The organism is Elioraea sp., assembly GCF_022842375.1.
In the GTDB taxonomy this organism is placed as follows: domain Bacteria; phylum Pseudomonadota; class Alphaproteobacteria; order Acetobacterales; family Acetobacteraceae; genus Elioraea_A.
In genome coordinates, this window is the sequence record NZ_JALHPR010000001.1 from 329,215 (window position 1) to 343,532 (window position 14,318).

The 14,318-nt window shown below is 68.4% G+C and carries 15 protein-coding genes and 1 tRNA gene; 8 read left to right on the top strand and 8 right to left on the bottom strand.

Annotated features, from left to right (window positions below; all coding sequences use genetic code 11):
• Positions 1-29: 29 nt before the first annotated feature.
• Together Q0C38_RS01510 and Q0C38_RS01515 are read right to left on the bottom strand one after the other, a co-directional pair.
• A complete protein-coding gene (locus Q0C38_RS01510; RefSeq protein ID WP_291295279.1) occupies positions 30-1,355 on the bottom strand; it encodes a serine hydrolase in 1,326 nt (441 codons plus the stop codon).
• Positions 1,356-1,475: 120 nt separating this feature from the next.
• A complete protein-coding gene (locus Q0C38_RS01515) occupies positions 1,476-2,165 on the bottom strand; it encodes a hypothetical protein (RefSeq protein ID WP_291295280.1) in 690 nt (229 codons plus the stop codon).
• 59 nt (positions 2,166-2,224) lie between these two features.
• Between Q0C38_RS01515 and Q0C38_RS01520 the strand changes: the two genes are divergently transcribed.
• Positions 2,225-3,697, top strand: coding sequence for an amidohydrolase family protein (locus Q0C38_RS01520; RefSeq protein ID WP_291295281.1), 1,473 nt, complete (start codon positions 2,225-2,227; stop codon positions 3,695-3,697).
• Between the two features lies 1 nt (position 3,698).
• On the opposite strand, the gene Q0C38_RS01525 is transcribed toward Q0C38_RS01520, so the two are convergent.
• The gene (locus tag Q0C38_RS01525) at positions 3,699-4,703 is read right to left on the bottom strand and encodes a 2-hydroxyacid dehydrogenase (protein WP_291295282.1); all 1,005 of its coding nucleotides are present in this window, start codon (positions 4,701-4,703) and stop codon (positions 3,699-3,701) included.
• A gap of 103 nt (positions 4,704-4,806) precedes the next feature.
• Between Q0C38_RS01525 and Q0C38_RS01530 the strand changes: the two genes are divergently transcribed.
• The 3 genes from Q0C38_RS01530 to Q0C38_RS01540 are packed head-to-tail and all read left to right on the top strand — an operon-like array spanning position 4,807 to position 7,768.
• A complete protein-coding gene (locus tag Q0C38_RS01530) occupies positions 4,807-5,403 on the top strand; it encodes a LysE family translocator (protein ID WP_291295283.1) in 597 nt (198 codons plus the stop codon).
• 58 nt (positions 5,404-5,461) lie between these two features.
• Positions 5,462-6,631 (top strand): acyl-CoA dehydrogenase family protein, encoded by a 1,170-nt coding sequence (locus Q0C38_RS01535; protein WP_291295284.1) that lies wholly within the window; start codon positions 5,462-5,464, stop codon positions 6,629-6,631.
• 15 nt (positions 6,632-6,646) lie between these two features.
• Positions 6,647-7,768 (top strand): CaiB/BaiF CoA-transferase family protein, encoded by a 1,122-nt coding sequence (locus Q0C38_RS01540; protein ID WP_291295285.1) that lies wholly within the window; start codon positions 6,647-6,649, stop codon positions 7,766-7,768.
• On the opposite strand, the gene Q0C38_RS01545 is transcribed toward Q0C38_RS01540, so the two are convergent.
• From Q0C38_RS01545 to Q0C38_RS01560, 4 genes are all read right to left on the bottom strand, one after another.
• The gene (locus Q0C38_RS01545; protein ID WP_291295286.1) at positions 7,769-7,897 is read right to left on the bottom strand and encodes a hypothetical protein; all 129 of its coding nucleotides are present in this window, start codon (positions 7,895-7,897) and stop codon (positions 7,769-7,771) included.
• A gap of 70 nt (positions 7,898-7,967) precedes the next feature.
• Positions 7,968-8,789, bottom strand: coding sequence for a lytic transglycosylase domain-containing protein (locus Q0C38_RS01550; RefSeq protein ID WP_291295287.1), 822 nt, complete (start codon positions 8,787-8,789; stop codon positions 7,968-7,970).
• A 260-nt stretch (positions 8,790-9,049) separates the two neighbouring features.
• Positions 9,050-9,637 carry a GNAT family N-acetyltransferase gene (locus Q0C38_RS01555; RefSeq protein ID WP_291295288.1) on the bottom strand — a complete coding sequence of 196 codons (588 nt, stop codon included), beginning with the start codon at positions 9,635-9,637 and terminating at the stop codon, positions 9,050-9,052.
• Positions 9,638-9,698: 61 nt separating this feature from the next.
• The gene (locus Q0C38_RS01560; RefSeq protein ID WP_291295289.1) at positions 9,699-10,589 is read right to left on the bottom strand and encodes an N-formylglutamate amidohydrolase; all 891 of its coding nucleotides are present in this window, start codon (positions 10,587-10,589) and stop codon (positions 9,699-9,701) included.
• Positions 10,590-10,701: 112 nt separating this feature from the next.
• Between Q0C38_RS01560 and Q0C38_RS01565 the strand changes: the two genes are divergently transcribed.
• The 4 genes from Q0C38_RS01565 (at position 10,702) to Q0C38_RS01580 (ending at position 13,767) form a co-directional block, all read left to right on the top strand.
• A tRNA-Val gene (locus Q0C38_RS01565) sits at positions 10,702-10,776 on the top strand.
• An 87-nt stretch (positions 10,777-10,863) separates the two neighbouring features.
• Entirely contained in the window at positions 10,864-11,871 is a 1,008-nt protein-coding gene (gene dctP / locus Q0C38_RS01570; protein ID WP_291295290.1) for a TRAP transporter substrate-binding protein DctP, read from the top strand.
• A 44-nt stretch (positions 11,872-11,915) separates the two neighbouring features.
• A complete protein-coding gene (locus Q0C38_RS01575) occupies positions 11,916-12,455 on the top strand; it encodes a TRAP transporter small permease (RefSeq protein WP_291295291.1) in 540 nt (179 codons plus the stop codon).
• 13 nt (positions 12,456-12,468) lie between these two features.
• Positions 12,469-13,767: a TRAP transporter large permease gene (locus tag Q0C38_RS01580; protein WP_291295292.1), complete on the top strand. Its 1,299-nt coding sequence runs from the start codon at positions 12,469-12,471 to the stop codon at positions 13,765-13,767.
• On the opposite strand, the gene Q0C38_RS01585 is transcribed toward Q0C38_RS01580, so the two are convergent.
• Positions 13,764-14,087, bottom strand: a complete 324-nt coding sequence (locus Q0C38_RS01585; protein ID WP_408869995.1) for a hypothetical protein — start codon at positions 14,085-14,087, stop codon at positions 13,764-13,766. The two genes, Q0C38_RS01580 and Q0C38_RS01585, sit on opposite strands and share 4 nt — an antisense overlap.
• Positions 14,088-14,318: the final 231 nt, after the last annotated feature.

Genomic DNA, 14,318 nt, shown 5'->3' on the forward strand with positions numbered 1-14,318 from the left:
GCTCTCGCGCCAGCCGGCCCACCCATTTTTCAGCCGCGCAGGCTGTCCGTCATCGCGCCGTAGACGAGGTTCTTGAAGATCATCCGCGTGCGGAAGCGGCTCGATGGCCCCTGCGCCATCAGGATCGCGACGAGCCCCTCCGACCGGTCGATCGTGAAGCTCGTGCCCCAGGCACCTGCCCACATCGCATCGTTCGGGCTGCCCGGCGCCGTGCCGACGCCATCGGCGAGCCTGACGCCGAAGCCGAGCCCGAAGCCGTAGCCGGGGCCCGTCGAGGCAGCAGGCGTTCCCGCCATGCCGGTGATGTGGTTCGACAGCATGAACCGCACGGTGGCGGGCGACAGATAGCGCGTGCCCTCGAACACGCCGCCATTGGCGATCATCTGCGCGTAGCGGAGATAGTCGGTGGAGGTCGAGACGAGGCCAGCGCCGCCCTTGAAGTAGGAGGCATCGCCCGGGTCCTGCATGATGCGGTAGCTCTGCCACATCGGCGCGGTCTGCGGGTCGGTGGTCGGCGCCTCGGCAATGCGTGCGCGCTTGGCTTCCGGGACGAACCAGGTGGTCTCAGCCATGCCGAGGGGGCCGGTGAGGTCGCGGGCGAGCAGGCGGTCGAGCCGCATGCCGGCGGCGCGCTCGAGGGCCAGCCCCAGCACGTCGGTTGCGATCGAGTAGTGGAATGTCGTGCCAGGCTGGAACGCCAGGGGAATGGTGCCGAGCGCCTGCAGCATCGCGGCCGTCGTCACCGGCCCGTTGCGTGCCTCGATGTCGGCCCGCCCGTACGCAGCGCGGATGCCGGGGGAGGGGGAGGCCGCATTGGCGTAGACGAAGCCAGCGGAATGGCGCAGCAGGTCATGGATGGTGGGCTGCCGCGTGGGTGGCACGAATTCCGGCTCCGCCCCCGGCCGGCGGACCTCGACCTTCAGCTCGGCGAGCTCGGGCAGGTAGGTGTGGATCGGGTCGTCGAGCTTCACGCGTCCCTGCTCGACCATCATCATCGCCAGCGTCGAGACGATCGGCTTGGTCATCGAGGCCTGGAGGAAGATCGCATCCGTCGTCATCGGCCTGGTCTTGGCCGCGTCGAGATGGCCGTGCGCCTCGTGGTGGATGATCTCGCCCTGGCGCGCGATCAGCGTCACCGCGCCGGGGAAGGAATTGCGCGCGGCCTCCGCCTCCATGACGGGGCGGATGCGGGCGAGCCGCGCCTTGGAGAAGCCGCGGATAACATCGGGTGCGGCGACCGGCGTGGTTGCGGCGACGGTCGCGGGCTGCGCGGCCGCTCCGCCGCCAAGCACGAGCGCGAGGCCGGTGCCGGCCAGCGCCGCACGGCGGTGCAGCGTGGGGAACGCTTTGGTCATGGGGGGGGACACTCCTCCTCGGGATCGCCGGACGTTACCCGCCCTGGCGCCACAACGATACCGAGTGTGGCGTCGTCCGGAAAGCGTCCCCCGCTCGGCTAGGCACAAGGCTAGAGCAGGTCAGAATGCACCGTTGAAGTGGTAGATGTGGTGAAGCACGCCATCGAAATGCACGAGCACGTTCATGCCGTTCTTGGGCGTCGTGGTGCCATTCTTCGCGACTTCGAAGCAAGTTCCTGCGCCGAGATTGAATGGCACCTGCTTCGTGTTTCCTGAAGCCCAAGGTCCTTTCGCGTTGATCGCCTTGGCGAAGGCGCTGGCGACGTCCGCCCGAGTCAGCCCGTCGAGGATCAGCACTGTCGTCGTGACTGTTTTCGGACCGTAGGGATCCGTTTTGTAGAACGGTGCGATCTCGCTCTGCTTCACTTCCTTCGCAGCCTTGAAGGCGTTCCGCCCGGTCTCTGTCTTCATGTCGAAGTCACTCGGCTTGATCGCTGCGTTGATCCACTTGGTCATCGCCTGCTGCCGCTTCTGGGCCGGGTTCTCAGCCCGCTTGTTCGCAAGCGCCTTTGCCTTGTCGGTGGCGCTGCCGTCGTGCTTGCCGCCCTCGGTGACGATCAGGTGCCGCTTGCCGAAGCCGTTATAGGGGTTCTTGGCATCGGGGTCGGCCGCTGGCGGCAGCGGTCCCTGGATCCGCATGCTGATGCCCTCTGCGTTCCAGTCCTGGATCGCCTCGCGATGCTTTGCCGTCTCGCCATCGACGGAGAAATAGGTGAAAAACGAGTTCTTGACCGCGACCGCGATGACCATGCCGCCCTCCACGGGATGCTGTTCAATTAGCGTGTTAGCGAACCACAAGGAGCCACTGGATGGCCACAGTCTTCCGCTGCGACACGATCATCCGCAACGCGACGATCATCGACGGCACCGGTGCGCCCCGCTTCACCGGCGACGTGGCGGTGACGGGCGACCGCATCGTGTCGGTGGGTGACTGTTCCGCCACGACGGCGGACACGGAGATCGACGGCACCGGCAAGGTGCTCGCCCCCGGCTTCATCGACGCGCACACGCATGACGATCGCGCGCTGCTCTGCGGTGCCGAGTGCATGCACTGCAAGCTGAGCCAGGGTGTCACGACGGTCGTGGCCGGCAATTGCGGCGTTTCCCTCTCGCCGCTGACGCGCGACACGCGCCCGCCGGCGCCGCTCGACCTGCTGGGCGACGAGAGCTGGTGGCGGCATGACAGCTTCGGCGCCTACGCCGCGGCGCTGGACCGTGACCGTCCCGTCGTCAACGCCATCGCCTTCATCGGCCATACAACACTGCGCGTGCGCGAGATGGGCGATGGCGAGCTCACCCGGGCGGCGACCGATGCGGAAGCGGAGCGGATGCGCGTGGTGCTGGACCAGGCGCTCGCCGAGGGCGCCTGGGGCATGTCCACCGGCCTCTGGTATCCGCCAGCGATCGCGGCCCCGACCGACGAGGTGATCGCGGTCTCGCAGGCACTGGGCGCGCGCGGCGGGCTCTATGCCACGCACATGCGCGACGAGGGCGACGGCGTGATCGACAGCATCGAGGAGACGCTGCGCATCGGCCAGGGCGCCGACGTGAAGGTCATCATCAGCCACTTCAAGTGCACCGGCCCCGCCAATTGGGGCCGCAGCACCGAGACGCTCGCGCGGGTCGATGCCGCGGCGGCGACGCAGAAGGTGGCGATCGACGTTTACCCGTACCCCGCGTCGTCCACCGTGCTGATGCCGGAACGGCTGCGCGACGAGGTTCGCGTTGTCGTCACCTGGTCGGTGCCGCACCCCGAGATGCAGGGTCGCGACCTTGCCGACGTCGCGGCCGAGTGGGGCATGACCAGGGCCGAGGCGGCGGCGAAGCTTCTGCCGGCGGGCGCGGTGTACTTCCAGATGAACGAGGAGGACGTGCGGCGCATCATCGCCCATCCGCGCTCGATGATCGGCTCCGACGGGCTTCCGCATGACAGTTTCCCGCATCCGCGCCTCTGGGGCACCTTCCCGCGCGTGCTCGGCCACTACGCGCGCGACCTCGGCCTCATCACCCTCGAGGATGCCGTGCGGAAGATGACGGGGCTGACGGCGGAGGTGTTCGGCATCCCCGACCGTGGCGTGATCCGCCCCGGCCACCATGCCGACCTGGTTCTGTTCGACGCTGCGACCGTGATCGACAGCGCGACCTTCGAGGACCCGATCAGGCCCTCGCAGGGCATCGAGCGCGTGTGGGTGAACGGCGTGGAATCGTATCGCTGGGGCGACGAGATCGGCTCCACGCGCGAGCGGGCGGGGCGGCTGATCCGCAACCCGCGCGCGGTGTAGCCTAGGCCTTTACCGCAGCTGGCTTCACCGCGTTCGCGAGCGGCCTTCCGGCTGCGTAGTCGTCGATGTTGCCGAGCGTGACCTCGGCGATCGCGGCCAGCGCCTCGCGCGTGAAGAAGGCCTGGTGGCCGGTGACCAGCACGTTGGGGAACATCATCAGCCGCTGCAGGGTGTCGTCCTGGATGATTTCGGCGGAAAGGTCCTCGAAGAACACGTCCGCCTCCTGCTCGTAGACATCGATCGCGAGCCCGCCGAGCTGGCCGGTCTTCAGCGCCTCGATCGCCGCCTCGGTGTCGATCAGCGCGCCGCGCGAGGTGTTCACAACGATGGTTCCCGGCCTCAGCCGCGCGACGCTCCGCGCATTCAGGAGATGATGCGTCTGTGGCGTCAGCGGGCAGTGGAGGGAGATGATGTCGCATTCCGCCACGATCTCCTCGACGGGGGCGTAGCGCACGCCGATGGCTTCGAGGGCCGCATCGTGGTGGATGTCGTAGGCAAGCACGCGGCAGCCGAAGCCTGCCTGGAGGATGCGTGCGACGATCGCCCCGATCCGCCCCGTGCCGATCACGCCGACGGTACGGCCATGCAGGTCGAAGCCCAGCAGCCCGTCGAGCGCGAAATTGCTCTCTCGCGTGCGGGTGTACGCCTTGTGGATCCGCCGCACGAGCGCGAGCAGCAGCCCGATCGTGAACTCCGCCACCGCGTGCGGCGAGTAGGCGGGCACGCGCACCACGGCCATGCCATGCGCCTCGGCCGCGGCGAGATCGACATTGTTGAAGCCGGCGCAGCGCAGCGCGATGAGCCTCGTCCCGCCCGCGGCAAGGGCCGCGATCACCTCGGCGCGCGCATCGTCGTTCACGAACAGGCACACAGCCTCGAAGCCCTGCGCGAGCGAGACGGTTTCGGCCGAGAGGCGTGGCTCGAGCCAGGCGATGTCGTGGCTGCTGCCGCGCTCCTCGAAGCTGCGCTGGTCATAAGGCTTGGTGCTGAACATCGCGATGCGCATCGGCGCGGCTCCGGCCATTCATGCGGGGGGTGCAAGGCTCGCATGCGCCGCCTTGGCCGGCCATGGGGCGACAAGGTCAGTGCCGCTGACCGATACTGGGTAGATGATGGTTCCCGACGTCATGTGGGCCCTGCTCGCCTTCGCCTTCGCCTCGTCGGTCACGCCGGGGCCGAACGTGATCATGGTCGCGGCGTCGGCCGCCAATCACGGCGTGCGGGCAACGCTGCCGCACATGGCGGGCATCTCGATCGGATTTCCCGCCATGGTCCTGCTGGTCGGCCTCGGCCTTGCCGGGCCGTTCGCTGCGAGCCCGATGCTGCATCTGGCGCTGAAATGGATCGGTTCGGCCTGGCTCTTGTGGCTGGCATGGAAGATCGCGCGATCCGGCGCGCCGGGGGATGGAGAGGCGAAGCCTCCGCTCGGCTTCCTTGGTGCGGCGGCATTCCAGTGGGTGAACCCGAAGGCCTGGATGATGGCGCTTGCGGCCATTCCCGCCTTCTCCACCCCTGGCGGCAACGTGCTGGGCGAGACGCTGCTGATCGCCGGCGCCTTCCTTGCCGTGGCACCACCCACCCTCGGCTTCTGGGCGCTCGTCGGCCGCGGGGCGGCGAGCCTGCTGCGCACGCCGGCGAAGCTTCGCGCCTTCAACGTCACGATGGCGCTGCTGCTCGTCGCATCCCTGGCCCTCGTATTCGTCTGAGTGGCACCCTTGCCTCCCGCGCCATCGCGCCCTAATGCCGGACGGGGAGGATCTTCCGATGGACCAGACGCTGCTGCGTGACGACACCTGGGCTGACCTGCGCGGCGAGGTCGCCAAGCTCTGCGCGCAGTTCCCGGGCGAGTACTGGCGGAAGCTCGACGCCGAGCGCGGCTATCCGACGGCGTTCGTCACGGCGCTGACCGAGGCCGGCTATCTCGCCGCGCTGATCCCGGAGGAGTATGGCGGCGCGGGCCTGCCGCTCTCGGGTGCCGCCGCGATCCTGGAGGAGATCCAGGCCCAGGGCGGCAACGGGGCTGCCTGCCACGCGCAGATGTACATCATGGGAACGATCCTCCGGCACGGCTCGCCCGAGCAGAAGGCGAAGTACCTGCCCGAGATCGCCGCCGGCCGCCTGCGCCTGCAGGCCTTTGGGGTGACCGAGCCGACCTCGGGCACCGACACCACCTCGCTGCGCACGACGGCGCGGAAGGAAGGCGATCGCTACATCGTCAACGGCCAGAAGGTGTGGACGTCGCGCGCGGAACATTCCGACCTGATGTTGCTGCTTGCCCGCACCACGGCGCGCGACCAAGTGGCGAAGAAGACCGAGGGGCTTTCCACCTTCATCGTCGACATGAAGGCGGTGCTCGGGAAGGGCCTCACCATCCGCCCCATCCGCACGATGATGAACCACAATTCGTGCGAGGTGTTCTTCGACAACATGGAGATCCCGGCCGAGAACCTGCTCGGCGTCGAGGGCCGCGGCTTCCGCTACATCCTCGACGGCATGAACGCCGAGCGCATCCTGATCGCCGCGGAATGCATCGGCGATGCGAAATGGTTCACCGAACGCTCGGTCTCCTACGCCAAGGACCGGAACGTGTTCAACCGGCCCATCGGGCAGAACCAGGGCGTGCAGTTCCCGATCGCGCGCGCCTATGCGCAGTGGCGCGCGGCGGAGTTGATGGTCAAGGACGCGTGCGAGAAGTTCGAGGCGGGGATCAACTGCGGCGCCGAGGCGAACATGGCGAAGATGCTCGCCGCCGAAGCCTCATGGGCCGCGGCGGAGGCCTGCGTGCAGACCCATGGCGGCTTCGGCTTCGCGGAAGAATACGACATCGAACGGAAATTCCGCGAGACGCGCCTGTATCAGGTCGCACCGATCTCGACCAACCTCGTGCTCTCCTACATCGCGGAACACGTACTCGGATTGCCGCGGTCGTACTGACGCAGAAGGACACCGATGACACCGCTCGCGGGGCTCACCGTTCTGACTCTGGAACAGGCGGTGGCCGCACCGTTCCTGTCCTGCAAGCTCGCCGACGCAGGCGCACGCGTGATCAAGGTCGAACGCGCGGAAGGCGATTTCGCGCGCGGCTACGATGATTATGCGAAGGGCATGTCGAGCTACTTCGTCTGGCTCAACCGCGGCAAGGAAAGCCTCGTCGCCGACATCAAGAACCGCGATGACGCAGCGCTGCTGCACCGCATCCTCGCCCGCGCCGACGTGTTCATCCAGAACCTCGCGCCAGGGGCCGCGGCACGCGCGGGCTTCGGCTCAGCCGCGCTGCGCGAGAGATACCCCCGCCTGATCACGGTCGACATCTCCGGCTACGGCGAGGACGGCGAATACGCGTCGATGAAGGCCTATGATCTTCTGGTCCAGGCGGAAACCGCGCTCGCCGCCGTCAGCGGCCGTCCGGAAGGGCCTGGCCGCGTCGGCGCCTCGGTGTGCGACATCGCCTGCGGCATGGGCGGCTATGCGGCCGTGCTCGAGGCGCTGATCCAGCGCGGCATCACGGGGAAGGGCACGGGCATCGCCGTCTCGCTGTTCGATGGCATGGCTGACTGGATGAACGTGCCGCTGCTCACCTACGAGGGAACGGGCAGGGCGCCGCCGCGCGTCGGCCTCGCCCACCCCTCGATCGCGCCCTATGGCGTGTTCCGCCTCGCCGATGGCGGGCAGGTGCTGATTAGCATCCAGAACGAGCGCGAATGGGTGAATTTCTGCCGCGGTGTGATGCTGGACGAGGGCTTCGCCTCCAACCCGCTCTTTGCCACCAACGTGCTGAGGGTGAGGAACCGCCCGGCCCTGGAGGACGAGGTGGGCCGGGTGTTCGGCAGTCTCGACCGTGCCGGCATCACCGCGCGGCTGAATGCTGCCGGAACGGCCTTCGGCTTCGTGAACGAGGTGGCGGATTTCGCTAAGCACCCGGCACTTCGCCGCATCACCGTCGCGACACCCGGCGGCGAGGTGGCTTATGCCGCCCCGCCCGCGCGCTGGGCCGAGGGGATTCGCAGCTACGGCGCCGTGCCGGCCATCGGCCAGCACGGCGATCGCATCAGGGCGGAGTTTGCCGGCTGATCAGACGAGGGTCGTGATGATCGGCAGCGACGAGGTGGTCGGCGCCGGCGGCGGCGCCTCGTTGCACGGGCCGGCCAGGGCCGGCAGCGCGACGGTGACGAAAAGGGCGGCGGCAAGGATCATGCGCATGGGGGGTGTGCTCCGAGCGTCGTCGGGGATCGTCCCGAGCCCGGATTGACGCACAAGGCCAAGGAGCAACTCAAGGGCTTCTTCGCAATGCAGTGACGCCTTGGCCCCCGACGCCCTGGCTCGTTGCACTCCGTGCCGGGGCGGGTGGTGCGAAGGCAGGCGGGATCGGCGCGGCGCGGTAGGCATCGAGGCCACGGCCGAGCGCGGCCTGCTGCATCCGCCCCATCCCACCATTGGGCAACACCCTGCCCGGCCCTCCGGAGTGTGCCGCTGGCCTGGCTGCCCAGGCGGCCAGCTGTGCCTGGCGGAACTCGTCGTTTGCGATTCGCTGCTCGTCAGGCCACGCCGCCATCACCCGGCGCTGGTAGGCGGTGCCGAATTCCGGCGTGTGCGAGTGGTAGTTCGCCGCCGCCTGCAGCCAGTTCTTCGATGTCTCCTGGAGGGAGGAGAGGAAGCGCGCGGCATAGTCGGCATTCTTCGCCGGGTCGAACGCATCGTCGAGATTGGCGAAGGCATTCGGGTGGTGGCGGAGGTTGATCTGCATGCACCCGACATCGATCGAGCGCATGCCCTCCGCCTGGAGCTGCCGGACGGTGGCGATCGCCTCTGCCTTGGTGGGGAAGAACTGCCCACGTCCCTCGGCATTGATGGTCCACGGCCAGGGGCCGAAATTGCCGCTTGCCGGGTCACGCCTGCCGCTCTCGACGCGGCCGATCGCCGAAAGCAGCGCCTGGGGGATGCCGTGCGTCCGCTCCGCCGTGCGGATGGCAGCGCGGCACAACCGTGATTGGTCCTCGTCCTGCGCCGGACGGGCGGACGGGTTGGCGGCGGCGTCGCCTGCGACCGCGAGCAGTGCGAGAAGGGCGGAGGAAAGGGTGCGGAGCGTGTTCATGCCCTGGCCAACGCAACCGCCGTGCCAGGAGGCGCCGCACCCGGCCGGCGCGTGAACGCCGGAACGACAACTCCACTGACCCATGCAGACCGCTCAGTGCCCCATGCGTTTGCTGCAGTGCAAAAAGACCTTGTGGTTCATGTGGGCGCTGAATACATTGTGCAGCGCAGCACGGCCGCTACGGCGGCAGTGCTGTCTTTCTTGGACGTTTCCTCCCTAAACTTGGCCACCCTCGCGGGTGGCCATTTTTTTGTTCAGGCTCAGGGCGTTCCGCGCCGATGTGCCGGCGGGCCGGCGGGAACGCCCGCCGCGCCCTCGCCAAGCGCGCGCTGCATCAGCACGCTGTCGACCCAGCGGCCGAACTTGAAGCCGATCGCCTCCACGCGCCCGACCTCGCGGAAGCCGCACGCCCTGTGGGCCCCGATCGAGCCAGCATTGCCGCTGTCACCGATCACCGCGACCATCTGGCGATAGCCGAGCGTGGCGGCATGCGCGACCAGCGCGGCGATCAACTGCCGGCCGATTCCCCGCCCGCCCTGGCCAGGGGCCACATAGACGCTGTCCTCCACCGTGTAGCGATAGGCGCTGCGCGGCCGGTAGAGCGCGAGATAGGCGTAGCCGAGCACCCTGTCGGACCCGTCGACGGCGACGAGCCAGGGCATGCCGGCCGCCAGCACCGCGGCGCGGCGCCCGGAAAACTCCTCGAGGTTCGGCGGATCGTCCTCGAAGCTGGCAAGCCCGGTCATCACGTGGTGGCGGTAGATCGCGTGCGCTGGTGCCACGTCGGCATCGGTCGACGGCCGCAGCGTCAGCGTGCCGGCGAGGGGGGGCGTCATCTCGGTGTTCATGGGCGTCTGGTCCGGAAGGGCTGGTTGATCGGCGAGGCTTGGTGCGGGCATGTCGCCCGGGTCAGCCTCGTCGGAGCATCGACCAGTCCTCGGCCGCGAGAGCGGTGATTACCGCCTCGAGGCGGACGCGGAGCGGGGCGAACCCGCCGTTCCGCGCGATACGCTCCTCGTCCATGTAAAGGCTGCGCGCGATCTCGATCTGCACGGCATGCACGCCATCGCGTGGGCGGCCGTAGTGGCGGGTGACGAAGCCGCCCGCGTAGGGGTCGTTCCGGCGCACGGTGAAGCCGGCATCGAGCAGCCGATCCTCGATCCGCCGCATCGCCAGCGGCGAGGCCGCCGTGCCATGCGCATCGCCCAGCACGATGTCAGGCTGGCGGTGCCGCGCCTGGCCTGGCAGGGCAGGCATGGAGTGGCAGTCGATCAGGAGGCAGGCGCCGAAACGCTCGCGAGTCGCCGCGATCAGGGCGGCCAACGCGTCGTGGTAGGGCTGCCAGCAGGCCGCGATGCGCGCCTCTGCCTCGGCGAATGAAAGCTTGCGGCGGTAGATCGTCTCGCCGGTCGCGACCACGCGGGCGATGGTGCCGAGGCCGGCGCCGACGCGCGGGCTCGCCGCGTTGACGTAGCCGGGCAGCGCATCGTCGAACATCGCTGGGTCAAGCTCCCACGGCTCGCGGTTGGCGTCGCAGAAGGCGCGGGGGAAGAGGGCGTGGATCAGCGGGCAGCCCTGCCGGGGAGCGGCCTCGAACAGTTCCTCGACGAAACTGTCCTCGCTGCGGCGGAGCGCGTGCGGGTCGAGTCTCGCCGCGGCGATGAACTCCGCGGGATAGCTCCGCCCCGAATGCGCCGAGGCGAAAACGAGCGGTGCCGCCTGCGCCATGGGCGCGAGCACGGCATAGGGCCGCTCGGGGCTCAGGGTCCGGTGCTGCTCGGCTGGGAGGGGCAGATCCATCGGCACTGATGAAAGCATCCATGATGGGGCGCTGTCATCCCGCCCGATCGCAGGGCTCGCCGATCGGGTGTGCTTGCACGCTGGAGCCGGCGAAGCTATAGCGGGCGCCGGCGGGCGCGTAGCTCAGCGGGAGAGCACCACCTTGACACGGTGGGGGTCACAGGTTCGATCCCTGTCGCGCCCACCACGCCACCCGCACGCCGTCGGCCCCCTTCCCGTTGACCATGGGCGCTGCCCGCCGTAAGCCTCGGCGACCACCCGGGAGGAACACATCATGCGCGCAACACGCCGGACCATTCTCGCCACCTCGATCGCGGCCCCCTTCGCCCTCGCGGCGCCCGCCACGCTGCGGGCGCAGCCGGCGCAAATGCGGCTGTCGCACCAGTACCCGCCAGGCCACCACATCGCGAGGGTGCTCGCCGCCTTCGCCGAGGAACTGAACGCCAAGAACGCCGGCATTACCGCGCAGGTGTTCCCGGCAGAGCAGCTCGCCAAGGTGGCCGAGAACTTCCCGGGCGTCGCGCGCGGTGCCTTCGAGGCGGCCGTTGCCACCAACTTCACCTGGGGAAACACCATCCCCGAGATGAGCGCGCCGACGATCCCGTTCCTGTTCACCGAGCTTGAGCGGATCAGGAAGTTCCCGGGCTCGGAAGCCGCGCAGTTCCTCGATGCCGCCACCGCGCGGCGTGCGGTGCGGTCGGTCGCGTGGCTCTTCACCACGCGCACCTCGATCTTCACATCGGGCCGGAAGCCGATCATCCAACTCGCCGACTTCCAGGGTCTCAAGATCCGCGGCATCAACCCGCTGATCGACACAGGGCTTCGCGCCGTGGGCGCCGCCCCTGCAGCGACTCCTGCACCGGAAGTCGTCGGCGCGCTACAGTCTGGCGTTCTCGATGCAGGCCTGACGGACGTGTCGGCCGCCGTCAGCCGCCGCTTCTACGAGGTGCAGAAATTCGGTACCGTCACGCCGTTCTTCGGCGTGTTCACCCAGGTCTATGTGAACCCTCGCTTCTGGGACGGTCTGGCCGCCCCCGCTCGCGCTGCCCTCGAGGCCAGCCTCAAGAAGGCCGAGACGGAGGCGGTCACGGCGACGGAGGCGACGGCGTCTGCCGCTGTCGGCGAGCTTCGCGCCAAGGGCATGACCATCCACGTCCAGACGCCGGAGGAGCAGGCCACCTGGCGTGCGGCCATGCAGCCGCCGGTGATCGAGGCCTTCCGCCGCGCCGCGCCGGATGGGGCTGGCCGCATCCTCGACCTGCTCGGCGCCCTCTTGGCCTGAAGACCGGTCAGGCTGGGATGGGCGCGTGGCGTGCCGGAGGCCCGATGCTGCACGCTGTCCGCCTGATCGAAAGCCTGGCCGCGCTTGTCAGCCGCACCGCGGCGGCGGTCGGTGCGGTCTCGGGCCTCATCTGCTTCGTGCTCGTCTGCGCCTCGGTCGGCTATCGCTACTTCCTCGGCCAGCCACAGCCATGGATCGACCATGCCGCGGCATGGCTCGTCGTTGGCCTCGTCATGCTCGCTGCGGCCGAGACGCAGCGGCGCGAGGAGCATATCGGCGTCGAGGTGCTGACCAACCGGTTCCGCGGCCCTCTGCGCCGGGGCGCACGGATCCTCGGCGTTATCTCGGTCGTGGCGGTCGCGGCGATCCTGCTGCGCGAAGGCATCGAGACCGTCACGTTCACGAAGATGATCGGGATCGCCACCAACATTGAGGCCGTGCCGCTCTGGTGGCTGCATCTCCTGATCCCGGCCGGTGCGGCGCTCCTGCTCCTCGTCTCGGTGGCGCAACTCATCGTGCTGCTTGCGGGCGGCGAGCCGCGCGGGGCCGCGCCTCGCGACGACACGCCAGCCGCGACCGAGTGACGGTGCCGCCGCGATGACCTTCCTCGCCACCCTCGCGGGGCTTCTCGTGCTGCTCTATCTCGGCGTGCCGATGTTCGCCGCAATGGTGCTGCTCTCGCTCGGCGTCCTCTGGGGCACCGAGGGCAACATCGCGACGCTTGGCGAGTTCGTGTTCGGCAAGCTCGACAGCTACCTGCTCGTCGCCGTGCCTCTGTTCATGCTGATGGCGCATTTCATGGTGCGCGGCCGCGTGGTCGATGACCTGTTCCACACCGCCCACACCATGCTTCGGCACGTCCGTGGCGGCGTCTGTGTCGCGACGGTCGCTGCCTGCACGGTGTTCGCGGCCATCTCCGGCTCATCGGTCGCGACGGCGCTGACCATCGGCAAGGTCGCGATCCCGCAGATGCTGCGCTACGGCGTGTCGCGGAAGGGCGCGTTCGGCGTCGTCGCCGGCGGCGGCACGCTGGGCATCCTCATCCCGCCCTCGGCGCCGATGGTGCTGTACGCCTACGTGACGGAGGCCTCGGTCGGCGCGCTGTTCGCCGCTGGCGTGATCCCTGGGCTGATGATGGCGGCGATGTTCGCCCTCTATTCGGTCGTGACCGAGGGGCGGCCGAAGGCGGTGGGCGATGACGGCATCGCGCGCCCGCTGCCGCGCGCCTCTCTGGCCGAGATGGGCGGGGCGCTGCGCAAGAGCCTGTGGGCGCTGACCCTGCCGCCCTTCGTGCTGGGCGGCATCTACTTCGGCATCTTCACGCCGACCGAGGCGGCCGGCACGGGCGCCCTCTGGGCACTGCTGCTCGCCGCCTTCGTCTACCGGCAGATGAGCCTCGCGGCGCTGTGGGACGGCGTGTCGGAGGCGACACGCACCGCGGCGATGCTGTTCATGATCATCATCGGCGCGTCGCTCTACGGCTACATGCTGACGAAGCTCAACGCTCCGCAGGAGTTGACGCAGCTCGTTGTCAATCTCGGCCTCGGGCGCACCGGCTTCCTGCTGGCCATGGGCGTTCTGCTGTTCCTGCTCGGGCTGATCCTCGAGAGCTTCTCGATCATCCTGCTGACGACGCCCGCGATCCTGCCCGTGCTCGATGCGCTCGCGATCGACAAGGTGTGGTATGGCGTGCTGCTGACGCTCAATCTCGAGCTTGCGCTGATATCGCCGCCGGTGGCTCTCAACCTCGTGGTTATCAAGGCGATCACCGGCGCGCCGCTGTCGGAAGTGAACATGGCGGCGATCCCCTACATGGCGATGCTCGCCCTCGGCATCGTGCTGATCATCGCCTTCCCCGACATCGCGCTCTGGCTGCCGCGCGTCGCTGGATACTAGGTGTTTAGTCGTGGCATCTGGTGGAGCGGATTGAGAATGAAGCGTTCGGGCTCATTTGCCCACATCCTGCAGATGCATTTGTAGGGTGTGAGGCCTAGTAGGCGCTTGAGGTGTTTGCCGGAGTTGTAGGCGGCGATGAAGTCGTCGAGCTGTCGTCGCAGCTGATCGTGGCTGTCGCAGCGGAAGCGTTTTGCGGTGGCATCCCTGATGGTGTGGTTCATCTGGTCGACCTGGGCGATGGTCCAGGGATGGTTGATCGTGGTGAAGGGGTGCCCGATCCCATCGTCACGGCAGCGCATCGTGAATGGAGCTGCCCCCATCAAACCGGACATGCGGCTTGGTTAGCTGACTGCAGGGCGATGAACTCACGGGGCGAGCGCATGCGCAAGCCGCTGTGGGGGTGGATGGTGTTGTAATCCTCGAACTAGGCGGGGGTCTGCTGCAGGACGGAGATTGCGTCCGGCGTGGGGTTCAGGCGGGCATAGTCGCGCTTCAGGGTTTTGACGAAAGCCTCGCAGACGCCGTTGCTTTCGGGGCTCCGGACCCGCGTG